The organism is Chitinophaga sp. YIM B06452, assembly GCF_039655965.1.
In the GTDB taxonomy this organism is placed as follows: domain Bacteria; phylum Bacteroidota; class Bacteroidia; order Chitinophagales; family Chitinophagaceae; genus Chitinophaga.
The window spans coordinates 617,942-641,127 of sequence record NZ_JAWLKY010000003.1 but is presented as its reverse complement, the minus strand read 5'-3'; the positions used below and the strand labels follow the sequence as shown (position 1 = coordinate 641,127).

The 23,186-nt window shown below is 54.2% G+C and carries 18 protein-coding genes and 1 tRNA gene; 7 read left to right on the top strand and 12 right to left on the bottom strand.

The genetic code is table 11. The features are described 5' to 3' along the window. Positions 1-113: 113 nt before the first annotated feature. Positions 114-1,214 carry an ABC transporter permease gene (locus R3I13_RS19350; protein WP_346319611.1) on the bottom strand — a complete coding sequence of 367 codons (1,101 nt, stop codon included), beginning with the start codon at positions 1,212-1,214 and terminating at the stop codon, positions 114-116. A gap of 128 nt (positions 1,215-1,342) precedes the next feature. After that, positions 1,343-2,296 (bottom strand): hypothetical protein, encoded by a 954-nt coding sequence (locus R3I13_RS19345; protein ID WP_346319610.1) that lies wholly within the window; start codon positions 2,294-2,296, stop codon positions 1,343-1,345. 232 nt (positions 2,297-2,528) lie between these two features. Here R3I13_RS19345 and R3I13_RS19340 point away from each other — a divergent pair, with 232 nt between their 5' ends. Then, positions 2,529-2,870: a hypothetical protein gene (locus tag R3I13_RS19340; protein ID WP_346319609.1), complete on the top strand. Its 342-nt coding sequence runs from the start codon at positions 2,529-2,531 to the stop codon at positions 2,868-2,870. A gap of 50 nt (positions 2,871-2,920) precedes the next feature. Here R3I13_RS19340 and R3I13_RS19335 read toward each other — a convergent pair whose 3' ends face one another. Together R3I13_RS19335 and sppA are read right to left on the bottom strand one after the other, a co-directional pair. Next, positions 2,921-3,718, bottom strand: a complete 798-nt coding sequence (locus R3I13_RS19335) for a hypothetical protein (RefSeq protein ID WP_346319608.1) — start codon at positions 3,716-3,718, stop codon at positions 2,921-2,923. 96 nt (positions 3,719-3,814) lie between these two features. After that, positions 3,815-5,569, bottom strand: coding sequence for a signal peptide peptidase SppA (sppA, locus tag R3I13_RS19330; protein WP_346319607.1), 1,755 nt, complete (start codon positions 5,567-5,569; stop codon positions 3,815-3,817). A 133-nt stretch (positions 5,570-5,702) separates the two neighbouring features. On the opposite strand from sppA, the gene folK reads away from it, so the two are divergent. After that, on the top strand, positions 5,703-6,197 hold the full coding sequence (folK, locus tag R3I13_RS19325; protein WP_346319606.1) for a 2-amino-4-hydroxy-6-hydroxymethyldihydropteridine diphosphokinase: 495 nt from the start codon (positions 5,703-5,705) through the stop codon (positions 6,195-6,197). Positions 6,198-6,200: 3 nt separating this feature from the next. Further along, a complete protein-coding gene (locus R3I13_RS19320) occupies positions 6,201-6,824 on the top strand; it encodes a deoxynucleoside kinase (protein ID WP_346319605.1) in 624 nt (207 codons plus the stop codon). 250 nt (positions 6,825-7,074) lie between these two features. Here the strand turns inward: R3I13_RS19320 and R3I13_RS19315 are convergent, their stop codons facing one another. Next, positions 7,075-7,281: a hypothetical protein gene (locus tag R3I13_RS19315; protein WP_346319604.1), complete on the bottom strand. Its 207-nt coding sequence runs from the start codon at positions 7,279-7,281 to the stop codon at positions 7,075-7,077. A gap of 355 nt (positions 7,282-7,636) precedes the next feature. Between R3I13_RS19315 and R3I13_RS19310 the strand changes: the two genes are divergently transcribed. Together R3I13_RS19310 and R3I13_RS19305 are read left to right on the top strand one after the other, a co-directional pair. Next, positions 7,637-8,257 carry a hypothetical protein gene (locus R3I13_RS19310; protein WP_346319603.1) on the top strand — a complete coding sequence of 207 codons (621 nt, stop codon included), beginning with the start codon at positions 7,637-7,639 and terminating at the stop codon, positions 8,255-8,257. A gap of 134 nt (positions 8,258-8,391) precedes the next feature. Beyond that, positions 8,392-10,383 carry a hypothetical protein gene (locus tag R3I13_RS19305; protein ID WP_346319602.1) on the top strand — a complete coding sequence of 664 codons (1,992 nt, stop codon included), beginning with the start codon at positions 8,392-8,394 and terminating at the stop codon, positions 10,381-10,383. On the opposite strand, the gene R3I13_RS19300 is transcribed toward R3I13_RS19305, so the two are convergent. Then, entirely contained in the window at positions 10,380-11,624 is a 1,245-nt protein-coding gene (locus R3I13_RS19300) for an NAD(P)/FAD-dependent oxidoreductase (protein WP_346319601.1), read from the bottom strand. The two genes, R3I13_RS19305 and R3I13_RS19300, sit on opposite strands and share 4 nt — an antisense overlap. 180 nt (positions 11,625-11,804) lie before the next feature. Here R3I13_RS19300 and R3I13_RS19295 point away from each other — a divergent pair, with 180 nt between their 5' ends. Beyond that, positions 11,805-14,243, top strand: a complete 2,439-nt coding sequence (locus tag R3I13_RS19295; RefSeq protein WP_346319600.1) for an MG2 domain-containing protein — start codon at positions 11,805-11,807, stop codon at positions 14,241-14,243. A gap of 66 nt (positions 14,244-14,309) precedes the next feature. Here the strand turns inward: R3I13_RS19295 and R3I13_RS19290 are convergent, their stop codons facing one another. Next, positions 14,310-15,515, bottom strand: a complete 1,206-nt coding sequence (locus R3I13_RS19290) for a hypothetical protein (protein ID WP_346319599.1) — start codon at positions 15,513-15,515, stop codon at positions 14,310-14,312. A 314-nt stretch (positions 15,516-15,829) separates the two neighbouring features. On the opposite strand from R3I13_RS19290, the gene R3I13_RS19285 reads away from it, so the two are divergent. Next, positions 15,830-15,903 (top strand) — tRNA-His (locus R3I13_RS19285). A 152-nt stretch (positions 15,904-16,055) separates the two neighbouring features. On the opposite strand, the gene R3I13_RS19280 is transcribed toward R3I13_RS19285, so the two are convergent. From R3I13_RS19280 to R3I13_RS19260, 5 genes are read right to left on the bottom strand one after another with little or no spacing between them, the layout of a single operon-like run. Then, the gene (locus R3I13_RS19280; protein ID WP_346319598.1) at positions 16,056-17,450 is read right to left on the bottom strand and encodes a sialate O-acetylesterase; all 1,395 of its coding nucleotides are present in this window, start codon (positions 17,448-17,450) and stop codon (positions 16,056-16,058) included. Between the two features lie 11 nt (positions 17,451-17,461). Beyond that, the gene (locus R3I13_RS19275) at positions 17,462-19,672 is read right to left on the bottom strand and encodes a DUF2961 domain-containing protein (protein ID WP_346319597.1); all 2,211 of its coding nucleotides are present in this window, start codon (positions 19,670-19,672) and stop codon (positions 17,462-17,464) included. Positions 19,673-19,696: 24 nt separating this feature from the next. After that, positions 19,697-20,659 (bottom strand): hypothetical protein, encoded by a 963-nt coding sequence (locus tag R3I13_RS19270; protein ID WP_346319596.1) that lies wholly within the window; start codon positions 20,657-20,659, stop codon positions 19,697-19,699. Between the two features lie 16 nt (positions 20,660-20,675). Continuing rightward, a complete protein-coding gene (gene hisD, locus R3I13_RS19265; RefSeq protein WP_346319595.1) occupies positions 20,676-21,968 on the bottom strand; it encodes a histidinol dehydrogenase in 1,293 nt (430 codons plus the stop codon). Positions 21,969-22,011: 43 nt separating this feature from the next. Beyond that, complete coding sequence (locus R3I13_RS19260; RefSeq protein WP_346319594.1) at positions 22,012-23,175, bottom strand: glycoside hydrolase family 172 protein; 1,164 nt, start codon at positions 23,173-23,175, stop codon at positions 22,012-22,014. Positions 23,176-23,186 lie beyond the last annotated feature (11 nt).

The window sequence follows — 23,186 nt, the reverse complement described above, 5'->3', positions numbered from 1 at the left end:
CTATCACAGCCAGAGCCCCCAGGGTAATCATTAAGGCTTCTTGTTGCATAACGCGTGTTTTAAGGATGGAGAAGAACGTAAAAGTTACGTTCTTTCCGGCAAAAAACCCACAATTATTCCCAACGGAAAACTTTCACCGCCAAGGCATAAACAACAATACCCCAAACGGACAGGATCAGCACCTGCGGCCCCAGGTTCCAGAGGTGCTGCCCCTCGAAGGCCACCTTGCGCAAAGCATCGTTCAGGTATGTAAGCGGCAATACTTTACATATAGGCTGCAGCCAGCCGGGAAACACGTCTATCGGGAAAAAGGTGCCCGCCAGCAGGAACTGCGGCAGCGTGACCATATTGGCCAGCGGCGGGATGGTGCTTTCGGTTTTGGCAATGCCGCTCACCACGAACCCGAAACCCATGAACACGATGAGCCCGAACAGGCACAGCAGCAACATTTCGAGGAAAGTGAGGAAGCCGTGCACCAGCGTGAAACCGAAGAGGAAATACCCCACGCCGATGATGATAATGGAGCCGAAGGACTGGAACAGCAAACGGCTGATAGCCTCGCCCAGTATGATATACATCCTGCTCACCGGCGTAGCGAAAAAGCGCTTCAGCACCAGCGTCTGCCGCAGGCTGAAGAACAGGAAGGCCGTGCCGAACACTGCCGCGCTCAGCAGCGAAAAGCCCAGCTGGCCGGGAAGGATAAAATCGATGCGTTTATAAATGCGCCCCGGTACCGTTTCAGGAACGATCCTGGCTACGGAAGGGCGTGGAAACTCGCGGTCATTGGCGATGTTGATGCCCGTGCCCAGCATATTCATCAGCATGCCGGTGTTTTCGGGCGTGCTGGCGGTGGAGGTCTTTACATGCACGGTATATTGCGGCGCGGGCGCTTTGCCGCCGGTATCTATCTTCAGGATGGCGGTGAGCCTGCCTTTAGACAGGTCGTCTTCCATCTGCTCCGCCGTGGCCGTGGTCACCAGCCTGATGTTCCTGCTGAGCCGCAGGCCCTGGTAAACGGGGTTCAGCGTGTCAGACGCATGGTCTACCCCCACCCTCACGGAGCTGCCCCCGCCCCCGATGAAGCCGAACACCATCGTGAACATCAGGGGAAAACCAAGGCTGAATACGATCGCGGAAGGGCTCCTGAACATTGCCCGGATGCTTGCCCTGGTGATCGACCACATTGCCCTGCCCTGGTTATACTTTTCTGCCATGCGTTTTTCTTTAGATGGACGCAAAACTAGCAAACGCCCGGCAATTATTCACGGGAAAAGGAAAGGCTCCCGCCGGGCGGGAGCTTTCGAACTTAAAACCTGGTAAACCTCAGTGAATCAAAAGTTTATTACAATCCATCCAGCGCGGTGATCTCGGCCTGTATGGCGCTTTCCGTGGTTTCGGCAAGCGTAAGGGCTTCGTCCATACCGTTGCCGATGGTGATATCTTTTTTCACGAAATAGTACCTGCCGTCTTTGATGGAGAAAGCGATCAGGCGGCCCTGCGCGCCAACGGGCATCATGTTGTCGTAGCTTTTCACGCGGTTGGCGCCGTCGGGCGTATAGAGCTGTGCTACTACGTTGGCATTCTTTGCAATGAAGAACACAAAAGTTTCACCGCTAAAGGCCCTGAAACTGGCCATGCTGCCGGGATTGTTAGGCACGGATACTTTCACGGTGGTTTTCGGGTTGGCCCAGGACCAGAAGATGTCGCAGTTCACCCAGCCAAGCTGCCCGAAATCGAAAGTGAATTTGTTATTCTCCATTTTCACATCCACCTGGCCTGCACCCTGGCGCGGCGGCTGCCAGGCGAACTGGTTGCCCTGCACCGTGTCTGCCCCTACCCACAACTGCGTACCGCCATCGCGTTTGGCGGGCACTTCCACCCTGATGGGCACTTTCAGCTGCCGGTCCACATTTTCGCCATTGGCTTTTACATCCACCAGGAATGAGCCGTCTGACTGCAGCGGCGCGCCGGAGATGTGATTGGTATTGGCGCCGAACAGCACGATGTCGCTGCGTTTGAGCAGTTCCACCGCTTCCACGCTGATGTTGCCGGTTACGGCTGCGCCGTTCTTAGTGAGTGAACCGGCCGGGAAAGTAATTTTCACGCCACCTTTGAGGGATATTGTTTTGGGGAGATCAGTTGCATTGAAGGTAAAAGATTGTACCTGCGGCCCGATCTTTTCCAGGAGGTCGCGGGTATCCTGTACGGGGTTGGCGGGCGGGGGCGCATCGTTCTTTTTACATGCGGCAAATAATGTAACGGCTGCGAACAGGGCTGCTAAACTTTGCTTTTTCATGTGATATCGATTTTAGTGAGTGATCAAATTTTGCTTGTTTGGAAGTAGATCAACAGGTAGGAATGTTTGTTACCCCCGCTCTCAAAATTTTATTCATAAAATCAATAACCGATAGTTAACAAATTTGGGGGAAAGGGGTTAGGGAACATTTATTAAGTTGCGTAAGCATCATATCTAAACCAATCCATCAACCAACACCGGGGTAAAGCCGGCAGTAAAACCCGACTGAATTATGGCAGAACTGAAAAAACAAGAAACCGCCGCGGAACCGTCCGGTTCCATGGAAAAAATGTGCGCGTGTTATGATGAGATACTGAAAGGCCTCCAGGAGTTCGATCCTTTCAGCGCTTCACAGATCCTCTGCAATGTGATCAACGAGCACATCAAGCGGCTTACCAGCGTGATCCGCCATCACAACGAGATCGCGGAATCAGCGGAAAAAAGTATGGAAGCACTGGCAGACGGCCTGCGCCGCCTGCGCATACAGGCGCAGAAAGTGGTAGATGATAATCACAACAACGTGATCAGGCTGAGCCCCGAAGAAAGGGACCCGATCTATTCAGAAGAAGGCTGAGCAGTACAATGTTGAACTTACGGTAAAGGCATTTCTCCCGGGAGCATGTATTAACGGGGCACTAACATCACGAAACGGTCTTTTTCATTCATTTGCCCGTCCCGCTCCTGCAAATGGGCCACCAGGTTTTTCGCGTCCTTCCATTTGATCATCACAGGTCCCCAGTTTTCGGGCTGCCGTTCCTGGACTAAGATGATATTGTCTCCCGCCACCCTGAACAGCTCGAAACCATTGGTGGTAAAACCCGCTACAAGATCGGAATTGCTGCAGATAAATGATCTTTTATCCGGCGACAGCTGCGGTATGCTGACCGTATTTATCTTCGCGCCCGTTACGGCATGCACCAGCATGCAGTGGTAGTATTCATATCCAATGACATATACCAGGTATGCTTTCAGCGCGGGAATGTAATCCAGGAAACGGTACTCCGCATCATTGTAATCCGCGCCATCATCCCCCTTCGAATGGCTCGTCACCAGCACTTCCGTTCTGCCATCCGCCAGCTTCAGCAGCAGGGAATCGCCCCGGCGTGAAACCTTTCCCGCATAAGGAAGGATGTTCTTTTCTTCTGTTTCCGGCCGCGGTTGGTAAGCCGGAACAGCCATGAACTCAGCCGGGGCAATATCGGTGACCGTATACAGAACATCCCCGATCGTAACAGTATCCCGCTCGCCCCAGTCTTCCGGATCTACCGGCGGCGGGGCCACCCATGCTTTTTGCGATGTATCCGGTATAGCCATCGTGTCCGGCACAACAGCCGGTTCTGAAGTTTGTTGATTTTCTTGCTTTTGCTGCGTTTGCTGGCAGGCGGTTAACATCAGGGCAAGGGACAGGAACCATTGTTTCATAGGTATCATTCTTTGCAACGAATATAAAAAAAGAAAAAGTGAAAAGCATGCCGCTTCTCACTTTTCCAGATCGATATATGATGCAGTGGAATTCGCTTATTCGATCACCATGCTGTAAGGCAGCTTGGCCTGTACCTCGCCGGTGGTAAGGGCGCGGAGCTTTTTCACCGTCTGGTAGAACGCATAATCTGCGCCCAGCTCTTCCTTAAGCGCGCTGGCCCTCGCGCTGCCGCCAACGCTTTTCATCAACCGGTCCAGGGTGTTCCTTGGCCTGGGATAGGCGGAGATCTTCACTTCGGGGATGTTTGCCATTTTAGCGGCGCAATCCACGGCAGCCTGTATGCCGCCCAGCCTGTCTACCAGCCCCATCTTCTGCGCCTGCACGCCTGTCCACACACGGCCCTGTGAAATGCTGTCTACCACAGCCTGGCTCAGCTTGCGGCCGTCTACCACGCGTTGTTTGAACGTGGCGTAAATGGTGTCTACCGAACGCTGGAACAATATTTTCTCTTTGTCTGTCAGCGGGCGGGTGGTGTTGCCGGCATCGGCATATTCGCCGGTCTTCACGCCGTCGAAAGTAATGCCGAGCTTGTTGTTGAAGAAACCCTGCATGTTGGGCACGATCGCGAATACGCCGATGGAACCGGTAAGGGTATTGGGTTCCGCGAAAATGGAATCGGCCATGCAGGAAATATAATAACCGCCGGAAGCTGCGTAGTTGCCCATAGAAACCACAACGGGCTTGGTTTTCCGCGCAAGGCTCAGCTCGCGCCAGATGCTCTCGGAAGCGAGCGCGCTGCCGCCGGGAGAGTTCACGCGGAACACGATGGCCTTAATGTCTTTATCCTGCCGCACTTCCCGGATCACTTTCACGTAGTCTTCACTGGCTATCTGGTCTTCACCGTTGCTGCCGCTCACGATATCGCCATCGGCATAAATGAGCGCCACGTTGCCGCTGTGCTCATACAGCGGGTTGGCGGAAAAATAGCGGTTAAGGGAAATGAAATTCACTTTTTGGTCGCCGCTGAGGCCCAGGCTGCGTTTGATCTCATCCATCACCTGGTCGTTGTACTTCAGCCCGTCCACCAGCTTGTATCTATCCGCGTCTGAGGGTTCCATGATGAGGCCTTCGTTGGCGTAACGGTGCAGCGTAGCCGTGTCTATCTTCCTCGCTTCGCTGATGCGCAGCAGGAAATCGGCATACAGGTCGCCGAGGAAGGCGGTGGTCTGGATGCGGTTGGCTTCCGTCATTTTGGTTTCGCGGAGCGGTTCGGTGGCGCTTTTGAACTTGCCGTTGTAGAATATCTGCAGCTGTATCTCCAGCTTTTCCAGCGTGCCTTTCAGGTACATCATGGTAATGGAGAAGCCGGCGAAATCGATGAAGCCTTTGGGATGAAGGTATACTTTATCGGCTGCGGAAGCCAGGTAATAAGCGTTTTGCGTGAGGGTCTCCGCATACGCATATACGAATTTTTTGCTTTTCTTAAACTCCATGATCGCCCTGCGTATCTCTTCGCTGGAAGCATAACCGTTGCCATTGCCGTCGGCCTTCAGGTAAAGGCCTTTCACGTTATCGTCGGTAGCGGCGTTGCGGATCAGGCGCACAGCATCAAAAAGACCGGGTTCCTGGGAGGGATCGTCGCTCAGGAAAGTGCGGAGCGGATCTTCCACCCGCTGTTCGCGGAGGCCCTGGCTGAGGTCTACCACCACTACGGCATTCGAGCCGGTCACCACTTTATCACCGGAAGATGCCAGCCGGGCAAACACCATGAGCATAAAGAAAAAGGCGAGGATGGAAAAAACGATAAGGGCTACAAAGGACGCCAGGAAGAATTTTAAGAAACTGCGCATGAGGATATTAGTTTAGACCTTGGCTCATTGGAGAAAAGCAGTTATACCCTCTTCCACAGGCCCCAGGTTGCAAAAACGCCATTAATTTTCTCAAAAATAGGGAATATAGCTACTTTTGATCCGTCAAAAATACATGAATACAGCAATATTACTTATAGGTGGCAATATGGGAGACCGCCCCGCGTACCTCCAGGAAGCGGTAAAACTGCTGCAGGAAAGGGCCGGCAGGGTGACGATGGAGTCTGCCATGTACGAAACCGCGCCCTGGGGCGACGTACAGCAGCCGGATTACCTGAACCAGGCCCTGGTGCTGGAAACCCCGCTGAGCGCTGTACAGCTGCTGGACGAAACCCTCCGCGTGGAAAGGGAGATCGGCAGGGTAAGAAGGATCAAATGGGGATCGAGAGTGATCGACATCGACATTATCTTTTTTAACCAGGAAGTGATCACGCTGCCGCACCTGAAAATACCGCATCCGCAGATGCAGAACCGCCGGTTTGTGCTGGCCCCGCTCCAGGAGATACTCCCCGGCTGGGTGCATCCCATCCTGCAACTAACCGTCAGCCAGCTGCTGGAAGTTTGCCCGGACCCCCTGCCAGTGCATAAATACACCGCTGCCGCCCACTAACGCATGCAATACCGTTTTATTACCATAGAAGGCAATATCGGCGCGGGGAAGACCACCCTGGCACTGAAGCTGGCAGAACACCTGCAGGCGCGCCTGATATTGGAAGAGTTTGCGGATAACCCTTTCCTCCCCAAGTTCTACGCAGAGCCCGAACAATATGCCTTCCCGCTGGAACTGTTCTTCATGGCCGAACGGTATAAACAGCTGAAGGAAATGCTGGCTACCCGCGACCTGTTTGCGCAATACACCGTGAGCGATTACCTGTTCGTGAAAAGCCTGCTGTTCGCCAAAATGAACCTGAAAGAAGATGAATTCGGGCTTTACCAGAAGCTGTTCGACATCATCAATCCCCAGCTGGCGCAGCCGGACCTGCTGATCTTCCTGAATGCGCCTGTGCCGAAGCTGCAGCAGAACATCCGCAAACGCAACCGCAGTTACGAGCAGCAGATAGCGGACAGCTACCTGCAGAACGTGCATAACATGTATATGCAATACATCCGCCAGCACCCGATGCGTACGCTGATGGTGGATACCACGAAAATGGATTTCCTGCACCGGCCGGACGATTTCGCGGCGTTGCTGCAGGCGTTGGAGAAGGATTATCCTCCCGGCATTAACTACCTTTAACTACATAACTATACAGCTATACAGCGAAAAACCCGTCATTGCGAGGAGCGGCAAGGGATGCTGTGCGGCAGGAGACGCGACGAAGCAATCTCTTCCATGACTTGGAGTACGCCTATTCAACGCAGGAGATTGCTTCGTCGCCCCGCTGCTTTGGCCCCGCTGCTCCCCGCAATGACGGGTTTTTCAACAACAAAAAGGCGGCCCTTTGCAGAGCCGCCTTTAAGCAATATTCACTTCCATTTGCGGTATGCTATGCAGCGTCGATTACGGGGTCAACGAAAGAAGTGAGCAAGCTGAAAGCCAGCGGGCCTGCCAGGGGCGCTGTGGCTATAAAACCTTTTGTAAGGGAGTAAAGGGCCTTGCCCAGGATCACAACGTTGCCGATGTAGCCGCCGCCTGTAATGTCCTGCATAACTGCGGGGCTCAGTTCTTCGCAACCGTAGAATTTGTTTTCCATAGATGATGTGTTTAGGTGAAAAAATAATTAGGGTATTAAGAGATTCTATTTTGCAGTGTATCAATTTTCCCATGTCAACAAGATCAGCGAAATAGCCACCACCGGACATTTCCTGTATCCCCCGGCGCAGGCTCTCTTTGCAACCGTAGGGTTTATTCTCCATAAAATGATGCATTTGGTTGAAAAAAATAATTGGGGCGCTTGTTGAAGTTAATCCATTAACTCCTGTTCATTCTGTTCATTTTGAAACAGCCTTATTCATTTTGTTCATTCTGCTTCAAAAAAAATTTACAGGGCTTATAGGGGGCGGCTGCATTTATCCGGTCATATTACCAGAAACACAAACTTCCGACATATGAAAACATTTACTTTAGCATGCGCCCTGGTCCTTACAGCACTTTTCGCACAAGCGCAGCAGATGGAAACACTCTCTTCCACCTTTAAGAACAAAGGCGGCGGCACAAAGAAACTCAGCGCATACGGCGCCCTGCTGGGCAAGGTCACCACCTTCGACGACCGTTTTGCGGTAATGACCGGCGGTTACGGCGGCGTATTCCTCAACAAAAAGATCATGCTGGGTGCAGGCGCTTACAGCATGGCCAATAGCCTGAAAGTAGACAACTTCGATGACGGCCGTAAATGGAACCTCTGGTATACAGGCGGCGTAGTGGAATACGTGCATAACTCAGACAAGCTGTTTCACTGGAGCGCAGGCGCCCTCGTAGGCGGCGGTGGCGTTTCGCAGCGCAGCAGTCACGACTGGGGCCGCGACCACGACCGCGACCATGTGTATGAATCCAACGGATTTTTTGTAGTGGAGCCTTACATCAATGCCGAGCTGAACATCACCAGCTACCTGCGCATCGTTGCCGGCGGCACCTGGCGGCAGATCATGGGCGCCGGAGACCCTACCCTGGCGGATAGTAAGATGAGCGCTCCCGGCTTCCACCTGGGCGTGAAAGCGGGCGTGTTTTAACCGCTTATGTATTCCCCCTTTTAACCATTGTACTATTTACGCTAATTTTGGCCGCCGGGTTCTGAAAAGAAGACCCGGCGTTCGCCATGTATAAACCCTGCTCCACCTTGTTACGTGCCTGTATATTGCTGCTAGTGCTCTTTCCTTCAAGCCTCTTTGCCCAGCAACTGGGCAAGACCATTTCCATCAGGGTGGTCCGCAAACCGGTAGACACCGTGCTGGCCCGCATCAGCCAGGCCGGCAATTGCTCTTTTTCCTATATCGGCAAGCCGTTCCGGGCAGACAGCCTGGTGACCCTCACCATTACCAATAAAACCGTGCGCCAAACGCTCGACCAGCTGTTCCAGGGCCGCATGCAATACATAGAAACCGGTGAGCACATCATCCTCCAGCGCTCCGAAGCCGTGCGCGAACGGCATTACGTGATCAGCGGCTACGTGCGCGACCGGGAAAACGGCCAGAGCATTGCCAATGCCAGCATCTACGACCGCATGGACCTCGCCTCCACCCTCTCCAACCAGGAAGGTTATTTCCAGCTGCGCCTCCGGGACAAAGGCCGCCAGCCGTCCGTGCAGCTCACCGTCAGCAAAGAGCTGTATATAGACACCAGCATGTATGTCATGCCCGGCTTCGACCGGGAGGTGGCCGTTACCATTGCCCCCGCCAAACCGGTGCAGCTGAAAGAATTCATCGTAAACGACCAGGTGGAAAAAACCTGGCTGGGCAAACGCCTCCTTTCCGAAGGGCTGCGCAGGCAAACAGACAATATCTCCCGCTTCTTTGCCAGCAAACCGGTGCAATCCTCGCTGCTGCCGTCTATCGGCTCGCATGGCAAGATGTCTGGCCAGGTGGAGAACAAGTTCTCCCTGAATATACTCGGCGGCTATTCCGCGGGCACTGACGGCCTGGAGATCGCCGGGGGCTTCAACATCAATAAAAAAGACGCGCAATACGTGCAGATAGCGGGTATTTTCAACATCGTGGGCGGCAACATCAAAGGCGCGCAGGTGGGCGGTATTTTTAACCACAACCTGAAATCAGTGCAGGGCGTGCAGATCGGCGGCATTGGCAATTACTCCGAAGGCTGGATGAAAGGCGCGCAGGTAGGCGGTATCTACAACATCATGGGCGATTCCGTGAGCGGCGTGCAGATCGCGGGTATCGCCAACCGCTCCAAAGGCAATGTGCACGGCGTACAGATCGCCGGGATCGTGAACAGGGCCACAGGCGCCGCCCAGGGCGGGCAGATCGCCGGGCTGGCGAATGTATACGACGGCAGCGTGAGCGGCGTACAGATCGGCGGCTTCGCCAATGTGAACAGGGATACAGCAGGAGGCGCACGCATTGCAGGCATTGCCAATTACGTGGAGCTTAACGCTTCAGGTTTCGCAATCGGCGGCTTCGCCAATTATACGGGGCGGAACGCTTCAGGCGCATACATTGCGGGCATCGGCAACTTTGCGGGCGGTGATGCTTCGGGTATGCAGCTGGCGGGTTTCACCAACATCACGACCGGTGATTTCAGCGGTTTCCAGTTCGCCCCGTTATTCAATTGGGCCGGGGGAACCATGCATGGCGTGCAATTGGGGCTGCTGGGGAATTTTACGCGAAAGCTGGAAAAAGGTTTCCAGTTCGGCCTCGTGAATGTGGCAGACAGCTCCGGCGGCATCAGTATCGGCCTGCTGAATATCGTGCGGAAAAACGGGTATTATAAGCTCAGCATATATTCCGGCGACCTTATGCCGGTGAATATCTCCTTCAAAAGCGGCAGGAAACAATTCTATTCCATCCTCGCAGGCGGCGTGAATGGCGATCTTCACAGCCTCGGCCTGGGCTTCGGCCGTGAATTTCCGCTGCGCAACAACCGCCTGGCCATCACCACCGACCTGCTGCAACAAAACCTCTTCAACCGCGATTGGAAAAGCATGGGGCAGGTGTACCGTTTCATCCCGCAGTTACATTACAAAGTCACACCCTGGTTCTCCGTACAGGCGGGACCGGTAGTATCATACGCTGAATACGAAGATGGGATCGTCGAGAAACCTGCGAAAGGGTACCCTTCTTTCACTTCCGGCAGCAGGAATGCGGGATGGCTGGGGTGGCAGGCGGGGATTAGTTTCTTTTAGACTTCACCTCCTTCCAGCTGCGCCGCGATCCACCCGCTCGTCCAGGCGTGCTGGAAGTTGAAACCGCCGGTGATACCGTCTACATCCATTACTTCGCCGGCAAAATATAAACCAGGCGCAATGCGGCTCTGCATGGTCTGCGGGTCTATTTCCGAAAGTTTTATTCCGCCGCAGGTCACGAATTCTTCCTTGAAAGTGGTTTTCCCTTTCACCGGGAACTCCATCGCCGTCAGGCTACGGATGAGCTTGTTCTGCTCTTTGGCCGGCAGCTCAGACCACCGGGCATTTTCGTGTATCCCTGCCTGTTGGAGCAGGAAATGCCAGAGCCGTTGCGGCAGGCCGAAAGGGTTTTTCGTCCACACCGCCTGCCCGCCCATATCCAGCCGCCACTGCGCCCAGGCTTCGCGGAGCGAGTTTTCGTTGTAGGCCGGCAGCCAGTTTACCAGCAAGGTAAACGTGTATTGCTGTTCCTGCAGGTACCTTGCGCCCCAGGCGGACAAACGGAGGATGACCGGGCCGCTCATGCCCCAGTGGGTGATCAGCAAGGGGCCGCTTTCCTGCAATTTGCTGCCGGCTATTTTAACCTGCGCCTGCGGTACCGATACGCCCATCAATTCAGTAACCGGGTTTTGCGGCATGTTGAAAGTGAATAATGAAGGAGCGGGCTCTTCTATGGTATGCCCCAAAGCCGTGAGCCAGCCGAATTTTTGCGCCTGGGCAAAACCACCGGCGGCCACGCATACATACCGGGCTTTCAGCGGCGGGCCGGAAGCCAGGTGTACGGTCCACTCCGCTCCTGTTCGCTCCAGCGAGATAACATCCGCATGCGTGCGCACATGCACGCGGTAGCGGTCTGCTTCGCGCAGCAGGCAGTCTATGATCGTTTGGGAATTATCTGTGACGGGAAACATCCGGCCATCGTCTTCCACTTTCAGCTCCACGCCCCTGGCCGCATACCATTCGATCGTATCGGGCACGAAAAAACGGGTGAAGGCTTTTTTCAGGAAGCGTTCGCCGCGGGGGTACCGTTTGGTCATTTCCGCGATGGAATGCAGGTGGTGGGTCACGTTGCAGCGGCCGCCGCCGGAGACCTTTACTTTCGACAGCAGCTTGCCTGTTTTCTCCAGCACCGTCACTTCCAGGCCGGGGTGCAGCCGGGCAGCGTTTACCGCGCAAAAAAAGCCGGCCGCGCCGCCGCCGATCACTACCAGTTTACCCGTTCCTTGATTGTCGTTTGCCATGTTATATTGATGCATCCCGCAACGGCGGCCTGCCGTCCAGGCATAAAGCCGGCGCGGGCCCCGTTTGCTGCCGCGAATTTCCGCAATAATGCGCCAAAAACGAAATGTTAAAATATCCGTATCCTTATCTACTAATTATTCGTAAATGACTATCTTGGATCATTAAACGATTAGCACTCCATGCAACGACCTTCCCTGAAAAAGCTGAGGATTCTGCTTACCGCCGGCCTTATGGCCACGGCCGTGTGGGGTTCCCTGGGCTTTTCCCGACCCGATGACTGGACCGAAAGGATCATCAAGGCTTTAGAGAAATTCACCAACAACTACCCGCAGGAAAAAGTTTACCTGCATTTCGATAAAGATTATTACGCTTCCGGCGAGAACATCTGGTTTTCCGCCTATCTCACGCTGAACGACCTCCCCGCCCTCGGCGCCCGCAACCTTTACGCGGAGCTGCGCGATGCGAAAGGCGCCATTGTGCAGAAAGAGCTGCTGCTCGTGAACGACGGCGGTGCAGCCGGCCAGTTTGCCCTCCCCGAGAACATGAAGCCCGGCCTTTACCAGATCAGGGCCTACACCGCGTGGATGCTCAACTACGACAGCACATTCCTTTTTTATAAGAACATACAGGTGCTGGACCCGAAAACCGGCAAAGGCGGAGACGATGGTTCTTCCGCCAAAGATTACGCCGTGCAGTTCTTCCCGGAAGGCGGCGACCTGGTGACCGATGTGAACAGCATTGTAGCCTTCAAAGCCATCGACCAGAACGGTTATCCCATTAAAGTGGCCGGCGCAGTGCGCGACAGCAAAGACCAGCAGGTGGCCGTGATCGAAACCCTGCACGACGGCATGGGCACCTTTGAACTGAAGCCCGCAGCCGGGGAAAGCTACAAAGCCGTAGTGTCCACCGCCAGCGGCCAGCAGAAGACCTTCAACCTTCCCGCGGTAAAATCCAGCGGCATTGCCCTGAAAGTATACAACCGCGGCGCCAGGATATTCTATCTCACCGGCTTCAACGGGCTGGACACAAGCATGAACGACCTGCTGCTGATCGCCACCATGCAGAACCAGGTGATCTACAAAGCCAACCTCAATATTTCCGAAGGAAAAGTGAGCGGCCTGATACCCGCCACCAATATACCCACCGGCATCATCACCCTCACCCTGTTCGACCAGAAAGGCACTCCCCTTTCCGAGCGCCTGGTATACGTAAGGCAGAAGAACGACCAGATCGAATATTTCCTGGACCCGCAGGAGCTGAACAAAGGCCCGCGCCAGCGCACCGAGCTGGTATTGCAGGTGCCCGATTCGATGCGCGGCCGCATCAGCGCATCCGTTACGGATGCAGACCAGGTGGGCTTCGATCCCTGGGGCAACAACATCGTGAGCAATACCCTGCTTACCTCAGACATTCATGGTTACGTGCACAACCCGGCCTGGTATTTCCGCAACGACAGCGCCAGCACGCTGCAGGCGCTCGATCTCGTGATGCTGACCAATGGCTGGAGAAGATTTAGCTGGCAGCAGATATTGCAGGACAAATACCCGCAGATAAAATATCCTTACGAACAGGGCATCAACATCACCGGTAAAGCCCGCACCGCAGGCGGACAGCCGGTTACAGACGGCAGCGTGAACTTCCTGATCAAGATACCGGTAGACAGTTCTTCCGCATTCGCATCCGCCCCCGTAAACCCCGACGGTACGTTCCAGCTGAACAACCTGTTCTACAACGATACCGCCAATGTTTATTTCCAGGGCAATATGACCAATAAAAAATGGAAAGATGTGGACGTGCAGTTCGACCGTCACTTCTTTGACGTATACACCAGCGTAAAAACGCCCATTCCCTTATTGCCTCCTCCGCCGCTGGACAACAGGATACTGAAAAATTACCTCGCCACCGTGGTGGAAAGCAATAGCGTGAACCGCAGGATCAACAACCGCACCATCCAGCTGCAGGGGGTGGACATCACCGCTAAAAAACCGACCGAGGCCGAGACCACTGAAAAACGGTATGCCAACGGCATGTTCTCCGGCGGCAACGCGATGACCTTCGACCTGACGAACGAAAACCCCACCTCGTTCAACGTATTCCAATACCTCCAGGCGCGCGTGCCCGGCCTCCAGATCACCGGCGACATCAGCAACCCTACGCTCTCCTGGCGTGGCGGCGCTCCCGGCGTATACCTGGACCAGATGCCCGTAGACATCGGCACCGTGGCCAATATCCCCATGGCGGATGTTGCGCTCATTAAAGTATTCCGCCCCCCGTTCATGGGCGGCATCGGCGGCGGCGACGGCGCCATTGCCATCTGGACGCGCCGCGGCGGCGACAGCCGGCCCGATCCCACGGTAAAAGGGCTGGAGCTGCTGAAAAAAGGCGGTTACAAGATCATCAAGGAATTCTACAATCCTGATTATTCCGTACGCAAACCTGTGCACGACCTGCCCGATAAACGCCTCACCCTATTCTGGAACCCGAGCCTGGTGATAGACAGCACCAATCACACCGCCCGCCTCATCTTCTATAACAACGACAATACGAAGAACTTCAGGGTGGTAGTGGAAGGCATGGACCAGTATGGCAGAGTGGGAAGGATCGAGAAGAATTTCTAACCAGAACATTTCTATAATAAAAAAGCCCCGGCGCAATGCCGGGGCTTTTTCGTGCTATGACAGTAATTAATCCTTCAATTTATTGAGGTAGTAGCTGAGCTTGTACAACAGCTCATCCTGCAAGCCCGCGCGCAGCTTGGCTTCTTCCTCGGTGATGCCGAGCCTGCGGAGGCGCTGGTAATATACGTAAGAGCCGCCGATCAGTTCCAGGCATTCCTGGATCTTGGTTTTTACTTCCGCTTCCTTGCTGCGTTTCTCGAATTCTTTTTTGGACAGGATCTTGTCTACAAAATAGAACGCGTCTTTGTCTTCCATCCACTTGCCGTTCTCCTGGTGCTGCGGCTTGTATACTTCCAGGTAGCAGTTGTCCAGCTTGAGCGGCTCGCCGAATTCCGCCTTGATGTCTATCACCAGTGGTTTGGCCACCGCGGGGTTGGACAGGCGTTTTTTGATGGTGTTGGCAATTTCCACACCCAGCTCTCCGCCACTCATAAGCAGCTGGTTCAGCTCTGAAAATTCGAGGCTGATGGTGATGCGGGTGTAGCGGCTGCCGGTTTTGATCTTGCCGAACAGGCTGGGCGTGGTCTTGTCGTCGAACACGATGTCTTCCACCTGTACTTTTGAAATGGTTTTGTAATTGGGCTTATAACCTTCTTCCGCGGGCGTGAGCCGTTTATTCTGCGGGCGCGTCACTTCCTGGCGGTGCTGGTGCTGCACGAAATCGTCGACGAACCGCAGCTCGAACTTCTTGAGTTTTGTGTAAAGTTCGTGGCTGGAATAATTGCTGATCTTGCTGAGCATCAGCAGGTCTTCCCAGCTGTTGTGCTTGTGTGCGCGATGCAATTCATCCAGCACGTCTGCGGCGCTCATATTGCGGCGGTACAGCAGTTCCCCTACCAGGAAAACGGCATATTCATTTGCAGGATACCCGATCTCCGGCAATACGTCGAAAGGGTTCCGCTTCTGGTCGCGGGCCTGGTTGAGTTGTTCCAAATCGCTCATGACCGGTGCGAGTAAATATTTCCTGGCGGCAGTGCGCAATTTCTTGCTCACATAATCCAGCAACTGGTCGTTTACCTGTCCCTGATTGACAAAATCGTGCAATATCTGTACAAACCTTTTGGATACCGGGAGCCCGAACTGTGTAAGGATATCATTCTCCAGGTCCTGCACAGGGTCTTTCCCCCCTTCCTGTGCTTCCTTCTTCGGCAGTTTGTCCTGCTTCCGGTAACGCTGATAATACTCCTGTAATTTCAATTTTAGCTGATCCATATGCATAGTTAGTTGTATGTCAACTTTTTATATAATTTTTTCTTGGTTAATAAAAACAAAAAGCCCAGCACTTCGCATGCTGGGCTAGTAAGTTTTCGGGTGATTTGCGAATGGCAAAGATACGCGTTTTTTTGTGGAAATCATGTGCATAACCGGGTCCCGGAAACAGATTTCAATTTGCAATATGTTATAAGCAACAACATCAGGCAATTACCGGGAAACAACAATTTCGATTTTTTGTAAAAGATTTCCGCCTCAACATTTGGAAATTGACTACGAAAAATATTACCTTTGCACTCCACAAAACACACATGGTGGTTGTAGCTCAGTTGGTTAGAGCATCAGATTGTGGTTCTGAGGGTCGGGGGTTCGAGCCCCCTCATCCACCCAGAGGGGTACAGTTCATTAACATGACGCTGTGCCCCTTTTTCGTTGTTGTATGAGCAATCCTCTCTTCGCAGCTTTTTTCATTGCCTAAAAAACATCCGTCCCGGTTCGTCCTTTCATAATTAGATTCGCAAATGCCACGGAAGGCTATCGTCATTCCGTTTCCACCTTCCAGCTATCCGTGCGGAACGGCGCCAGGGGCAGGCCTTCCCGGCTGAAAACATTGCCCATTGCAGCATCCCTGAAGCCATAACGCACCGCCGCAGGGGCTTTCACCATTTTGCTCGACACCGTTGCTGTGTGCTGATGTATCACCACATCCGCCGGGTAGAATATTTTATCCTCACCGGCGATCGTCCACTCCGTAGCGGTTGTTCCTTTTATCACCAGACCTTTACCTGCATGGTTGATAGTGACGACAGCCCTGTTGCCCCTGATGCGCATGTTGCTGAAAACGGGGCTTTGAAAGGGAATTCCCTGCCGGTGATAAGTGTCTGCCAGCGCGAGATTGGCTAAACGGAGCCCTACATCATGTTTGTTGGCAGGGTGAACGTCGTTGGTATCGGCCACCAGGTCCGTGATCACCACCATACCGGTTTTAGGATGCGCCGTGCTTTGCAGCTGCGCTTCCCGCAACAGGGCGCCGGTGTTCTTTACCTTGTACCTGAAAGGGGCGATCTGCACGAAATAAAAAGGGAAATCTTTTTTCCAGGCGGCCCGCCAGCCGTCTATCATGGCCGTGAATAACCGTTGATAGGTATCTGCCGCGCCGGTATTGTTCTCTCCCTGGTACCAGATGGCGCCGGCAATGGCATAAGGCGTCACCGGCGCAATCATAGCATTGAATGCATAACCGGGCTCATAGGGGCACATGCCGCTGGGGAGTATTTTGGTAGCCGCCTGTTTGAGCACAGGGTCCTGGCGCACGATGCTGTCCGGCGTCCATACTTCCGCCGCGGTGCCGCCCCAGCTGGCCCCGATAAGGCCGACGGGCACATCAAGCTCCGCGCTTAAACGCTTGCCAAAAAAATATGCTACAGCGCTGAATGCCTGCAGCGTTACGCTGTCGCAGGCCGCCCATTGTCCTTCACAATCATCCTGCGGGTATGGAGCCGTTGTTTTAGGAATATGAAAGAAACGGATATTGTGAAGGTGTGCGGAAGGCAGTTCTGCTTTCGCATCCCGCAGACCTTTTTGTGCGCTCATTTCCATATTACTTTGCCCGGAACAGATCCATACTTCGCCGATCAAAACATTATCCAGCACGATGGTGTTTTTTCCTTTTATGGTGATAGTATAAGGCCCGCCTGCGGCAGGCGTTGCCACTTTCACCTCCCAGCGCGCATCGCGGGAGCCGGTGGCTTTGTATGTTTGCGGCCCCCAGGATGGCCTTACGGTGATCTCTTCATATGGATCTGCCCATCCCCAGATCTTCACGCTGTCGCGCTGCTGCAATACCATGTTGCTGCTGATGATCCGGGGCAAACGGATATTGCCGTAGCCGGAAAGCGCGACGCACAGCAGCGCGGCAATAAATATTCCACGCATATTCCCTGTATTCATTTAAAAGCCGGAAGGATATAACTGTAAACCTCGTATCTCAATTCGCTCCACGCACTCTGGCGGGGAAACGGATGGCCGGGATATAATTCCTGCGAGCCGGGAACGAAGGTGATCCTCACCCTGATGGCATCCCGGCCTTTTGTAAGCGCGGCGGGGATAAGGAACTCATCGTCCCGGAAACGGCGGTTGGATGTTTCTACTTTGTATTGCCGCGGCGACAGTTCGCCGGGCGGCCTGGATATTACGTAAGTATTGGCTCCTGCCAGGTACCAGGTGCCGGCCTTCTGCCAGTTGTCTGATCCTGCCGCCGCAACAAATACTTCGGCAGTTTGATTGGGATAACTGTAATCCAGCGTTCTGCGCAGCAGCGCGCCCATATTGTCTTTGCGGAGGCGCAGGGTGAACTCGGACGTGCCGGTAGTGGTGCGGCCGTCTTCCGCATGCGCGGGATAGATCTCTTTTCCTATCAGCTCTTTGTAGCCCGGCCTTTTTTGCAGGTCGTAGCCCCATGCATGGGCGGGATAAGCATCAGGGCCCCATTCATATCTTGAACGGATAGTGTCTGCCGCGGAGGCCTGGGGTGAATGGTAGTTGTGCTGCTGTTCATCGGCCGGACTGCCAATATCCAGGGAATCAGTTTTAACCAGCGACGGTGCGGGCAGGCCGTACCAATAGCAGACCGTTTCATAATGTTCCTGCGATACATTTTCGTTATGTTCAAAGCGGATCACCGCGCGTTTGCCAAATGGCATCAGGTCTGCCAGCAGGAAGCGGTAGGCGGATTGAATGAGGTCTTTGTCATTGACGGCCTTTTTCTTTTCCGTGGCCCCGCAGGGATGCCCGGCCAGCGGCAGCGTCATGTTCTCTCCGCCCCAATAATCCCCTCCCCCGGCCCACTCTTCGGTACCGGTGCCGTATGCCTGCGGCGTGCGGCTGTCGTCAAAAAAGAAACGCGGGTCGCCTTCCAGCGTGCTCAGGTTGGCATTGTGGGAGAATATAAAAGACGTGCCCAGGAAGCTGCCTGACCATTCCTCATGGCCTTCCGCGCCTTGTGTATCCAGCCACGTCATGTCCCGGCCCAGTTCGGGCTTGGGAATGTCGCGGTAAGTGGCGTGAAAATAGGCGCTCCTGTTCGCGGGTATTTTTGAGCGTTCATAACGGAGCTCATAACTTATCTCTGTATTGTCCGGCTGTATGCCGGTAAGCTCGAATGTAGCCCCTTTAAAGAAGGGCATGGGATAATAACAGGCGAGTTCCAGTTTGTTGCCCGCATAGTCGTAACGGATATTAATAGGCAAACCTTTTACGAGATACTCTTTTTGTTCGCGGTTGTAAAAAGTGCCCGCGCCGAAGAACAGGCACAGGGGCGCGTCGATGGAAGGATGCGCCGCATCGTCCCAGGTCACGCGCAGCCGCACGCGTTCAAGGGCCTCTGCCTTATCCAGCGGCAGGGTGAGTTTCAATGCTCTCAGGGAAGAGGATGCGGAGTTGATGCTGGTCAGCAATACGGAGGGTTTGTCTAGTTTCACCCTGCCTTGCGCCTTTTTAATATTTTGCGGCGCAATGTCGGTGCCTGCGCGGGCCAGCAGGTCTGTTACATCACGGTCGGGCGTTTGGCTGATATCCCAGCTGCGCAGCGGTTTGGATAGCGCGTCTTTATTGGCATACAAGTGGTAGATGTAATAACCGGTGCCATAGAAGGTCCTGGAATAAGCGATCCGCAGCGAATCCCGGAATGGCATCGGGACCCAGATCAGGTTAGCGCCTTTGGTAGTGCCCCAGGTCCAGGCCATGGGCTCGGGAAACGAAGCGGCCGGGATAAATGCGGTGCTTTTGAATTTCTTCACCGCATCCACCGGGCTGGCGGTAGCGGTTTCAGACACCAGGTTGTCCTTCCCGTCCACCATAAAATGCCAGGGACTGCCGTGCCAATGATTAGCGCGAAAAAAATACAGCACGCCGGCGCCTTTCACATCCAGCGTTACATTTTCATCTTCTTTATTCATGAAAAGAAAATTCGACGCGTCGTAGCCGCCGCCATTACGGGCATAGGTGCTGCGCATATACGCCCTTACGCCAATGCGCTGCTGCGGCAGTTTTTCCCAAGCACGGAAAGCGTCGTAGCCGTTGGGAACTTTATGCTGCTGTGCAGCTGCATGCAGCGGTATACAAATCAGGATCAGTAATAAATTCCGGAGTGCGGTCATAATTGCCGGTTTTGAGCGTTTATGTCAATTAGCCTTTTTCCATTTTAAAGGGGCGAGGTAAAGCCCTTTTTTGTCCCAGCCCGTATTTGAAATGAACCAGCCTTCTTTTTTATCGTAGATCAGTTCAGCGGCATGTACAGGCAGCGTACATACAAGGTTCTCCAACGGGAAGTTCTCAGGGTCTTCGGACCAGTACACGGCCGTCAGGTTATAAGCCGTCATGGCCTTGCAGATGAAAAGATAGAAGAGCCCTTCCAGCCGCACTACAAAAGGGCTTTCCGCATCTCCTCCCCAATACACCTCGTAGGGCTGTTGGTGAACGATGCGTGGGCCGCTCCAATGCAGCAGGTCGGGACTGGTGCGCACGGCCACGGCAGATTTGAGGTCCGTTTCGGTGAGCACCCTGGTGTAATAGTAATAATATTTGTCCTTGTATTTCATGATGTAAGAATCCCGGGCATGCCCGGGATCACTGAAAAGCGGGTTCCTGCCGTGCCGCGTCCAGTTAAAGATATCTTTGCTTATGGCCATGCGCAGCTGCCCCCACGATGCATATTCCGGTGCATTTTTCTGCATATTGCCGGTGTTGTAAAACATGTAATAGGTTCCTTTTTCCTGTATGACGTGCGGCGCCCACAGCACGCGCTCCACCCCGGGTTCAGCCGTCATGGCGTAACCATGGTCTTCCCATTTGGCCTGTTTGATGGAGGAGGCCGACGCATGGAAAAGCCGGTTTTCATCCCAGGGCTTTACCGGCAGATGATGAATGATGCCGTAGGCATGCCAGGTACCGTCGCGGCCTCTGATGAAGGTATGATCGTTCGTATACCAGGCACTGTCGCCTTCTTTCCGTGCGTCGTTAGGATTGAAGATGTGCACGAAGGGCCCGCTGATCTCAGGAACGAGATAAGGGGCCTTCTTTTGACCATAAGCGCCGGTAAAGGCGGGAAGCATGCCAGCCAGCAACAACATGAGTGATATGCGCATACAATAGGATTGTGGTTTATTTTTCCCGCACTATTTCTTTCCCGTAACGTCTCACCCGCAATGCAGCCTGTTCCTTATGCCCGGCAAAACCTTCCAGCTCGCAGAGGCGCATAGCGTATTCGCCGATCGTGACGCTGGCTTCGGGCGTGCAACGCTGGTAGGTGCAGTTCTTCAGGAATTTCCCCACCCATAATCCCCCGGTATACCTGGCGGCTTTCATGGTAGGCAGGGTGTGGTTGGTGCCGATCACCTTGTCGCCGTATGCTACATTCGTTTCCGCACCGAGGAACAGCGCGCCGTAATTGGTCATGTTGTCAAGGAAAAACTGCGGGTCTTTTGTCAGCACTTCCACATGCTCGAAAGCCAGGGCGTCGGCTTCACGCAGCGCTTCTTCCAGGTTGTCCACGATGATCACCGATCCGCAATCGTCCCAGGCCACCCGCGCAATATCCGCCGTGGGCAAGTATTTCAGCTGCCTTTCGATCTCGGCCAGCGTTTCTTCCGCCAGCTCGGCTGAGGTGGTGATCAGCGCGGCGGGCGAGGTGGGCCCGTGCTCAGCCTGCCCCAGCAGGTCGCAGGCCACCATTTCGGCATCCGCGGTTTCGTCGGCTATCACCAGTATTTCAGTAGGGCCGGCAAAGAGGTCCATTCCCACGCGGCCGAACAATTGTCTTTTTGCTTCCGCTACATAAGCGTTGCCCGGCCCCACGATCATATCCACCGGGGAAATGGAAGATGTGCCAATGGCCATGGCGCACAAGGCCTGCACACCGCCGAGGATATAAATTTCATCCGCCCCTGCAAAATGCATGGCGCATACGGTGGCTTCCGGAATGTTGCCGTTGATGGGCGGCGTACAGGCGATCACTCTTTTTACGCCGGCCACCCTGGCCGTGATGATGCTCATATGCGCGGAGGCCACCATGGGGTACCGCCCGCCGGGAATGTAACAGCCCACACTGTTCACCGGGATGTTCTTATGCCCGAGGATTACGCCGGGCAAGGTTTCTATTTCAATATCCGTAATGGAGGCCCGCTGTTGCTCTGCAAAAAAACGTATCTGTTGCTGCGCGAAGCGGATATCGTCTTTCACCTGCTGGGGCGTGCGGTCCACGATCGTTTTGATCTCACGGTCCGTTAAACGGAATGAGCCGGGCGACCAGCCGTCAAATGACGCTGCGTATTTCCGCACGGCAAGGTCGCCGTTCTCTTCCACGTCCCTGATGATCTTTTCAACGGTTTTCCGGATGTCCGCATCTGCGTTCTTAATATCGGATTCACTTTTCCCTTTTTTCAAATACCTGCTCATTGGTTTGATTTTATTTGCCCGGAGGCTTGGTTAACTTGTATGATCAATTTCCCCACAACGTGGGGCCGTTCCCTTTGCTTTTCCGCCACTCGTCCCTCCAGCGGTGTATATCCGCCGGCCCTATGAGGGGGCGCGGCCTGCGGGCCGCAGCATTGGGGATGGCGGGGATGCGTGATGCGGTGGATTGGTACCAGTATGCCACGCTGGCCAGGTCCAGCGTCATGACGTTCATGCTGCCGTGTTCGATAGTGAACCGTAAGGAAGTGTCGAAATAAATCGGGTCCTGGATATGGAACCGGTAGATATGTGTTCTGCCCAGGAAACCTTTTTCACCGTTTATTTTGGCGTAGCCGAAATATGGCGTGGAATAGGGTTTGTCCGGCGCGCCCCAGGATGTGTTGAAATAATCTTCCGTACCCGTGCCATGCAGCGATGGGCGCTCTTCCCCGTCGATGAATATCATATCGTCTCCCTCGCCATACCAGAACGGTGTGGGGGAATGCACGTAATAGTTGACGCCCGCGAAATGCCCCTTTCCTTTTATGTCGGCCACCAGGTAATTGTTTTTACCGGTTTTGTTGGGCTTACCGGGGCCAAACATCCAGTGCTCATTCTCAACGCTGTCTTCCGCGCCGGTCAGCGCTTTATTGTACCAGGCATGGAACCTGCCGGTGTTTGGCGGCAGCTCATCCATTTCCACGTAGTCGATATAAAAATACAGGGTCCTGATCTCGCTGCCGGACTGGTTCTCAATCTCTATCCTGGCGCCTTTTGCGAAAGGCATCGCGAAGTAGCTGACCAGGCCCATCCCGTTTACGGGCGTTGCCGCGAGCGGCGCGGAGGTAAAGAGATAGCTGTCGTTCCAGCCCTGGCCGAAGAAAGGGCCGATGGGAGATTGTACGGAAGGATAGTCGTTCCCATCCCAGTACATGCTGATGATGACGTCGTTGCGGCTCAATTTGTCCGGCTCCGGCCCCATGGTGAACCAAATGTGCTGGATGATGCCGGCGCCTTTTACATCAAAGATGGTGCGCTTCTCCCCGCTCGCGATGCGCTGCAGGTTGTCATGGTTGTCGCCGGACCGGTCGTAGCTGCTCACGCGCTTCGACCGGGCTTTTTCCCTGATGCGGGTGAGGTCTGTCATTTCCTGCGCATATGCCTGCATGGTAAAGAAGCTGCATATAATGATGTACAATATTGTTTTCATCCTTATTACAT

Coding starts and splice junctions, on each gene's coding strand:
- R3I13_RS19280 (WP_346319598.1), bottom strand. CDS start 17,450: ATGCGTGGAATATTTATTGCCGCGCTGCTGTGCGTCGCGCTTTCCGGC.
- sppA (WP_346319607.1), bottom strand. CDS start 5,569: ATGCGCAGTTTCTTAAAATTCTTCCTGGCGTCCTTTGTAGCCCTTATC.
- R3I13_RS19340 (WP_346319609.1), top strand. CDS start 2,529: ATGGCAGAACTGAAAAAACAAGAAACCGCCGCGGAACCGTCCGGTTCC.
- R3I13_RS19335 (WP_346319608.1), bottom strand. CDS start 3,718: ATGAAACAATGGTTCCTGTCCCTTGCCCTGATGTTAACCGCCTGCCAG.
- R3I13_RS19260 (WP_346319594.1), bottom strand. CDS start 23,175: ATGAAAACAATATTGTACATCATTATATGCAGCTTCTTTACCATGCAG.
- hisD (WP_346319595.1), bottom strand. CDS start 21,968: ATGAGCAGGTATTTGAAAAAAGGGAAAAGTGAATCCGATATTAAGAAC.
- R3I13_RS19315 (WP_346319604.1), bottom strand. CDS start 7,281: ATGGAAAACAAATTCTACGGTTGCGAAGAACTGAGCCCCGCAGTTATG.
- R3I13_RS19320 (WP_346319605.1), top strand. CDS start 6,201: ATGCAATACCGTTTTATTACCATAGAAGGCAATATCGGCGCGGGGAAG.
- R3I13_RS19350 (WP_346319611.1), bottom strand. CDS start 1,214: ATGGCAGAAAAGTATAACCAGGGCAGGGCAATGTGGTCGATCACCAGG.
- R3I13_RS19290 (WP_346319599.1), bottom strand. CDS start 15,515: ATGGATCAGCTAAAATTGAAATTACAGGAGTATTATCAGCGTTACCGG.
- R3I13_RS19295 (WP_346319600.1), top strand. CDS start 11,805: ATGCAACGACCTTCCCTGAAAAAGCTGAGGATTCTGCTTACCGCCGGC.
- R3I13_RS19310 (WP_346319603.1), top strand. CDS start 7,637: ATGAAAACATTTACTTTAGCATGCGCCCTGGTCCTTACAGCACTTTTC.
- folK (WP_346319606.1), top strand. CDS start 5,703: ATGAATACAGCAATATTACTTATAGGTGGCAATATGGGAGACCGCCCC.
- R3I13_RS19270 (WP_346319596.1), bottom strand. CDS start 20,659: ATGCGCATATCACTCATGTTGTTGCTGGCTGGCATGCTTCCCGCCTTT.
- R3I13_RS19345 (WP_346319610.1), bottom strand. CDS start 2,296: ATGAAAAAGCAAAGTTTAGCAGCCCTGTTCGCAGCCGTTACATTATTT.
- R3I13_RS19300 (WP_346319601.1), bottom strand. CDS start 11,624: ATGGCAAACGACAATCAAGGAACGGGTAAACTGGTAGTGATCGGCGGC.
- R3I13_RS19275 (WP_346319597.1), bottom strand. CDS start 19,672: ATGACCGCACTCCGGAATTTATTACTGATCCTGATTTGTATACCGCTG.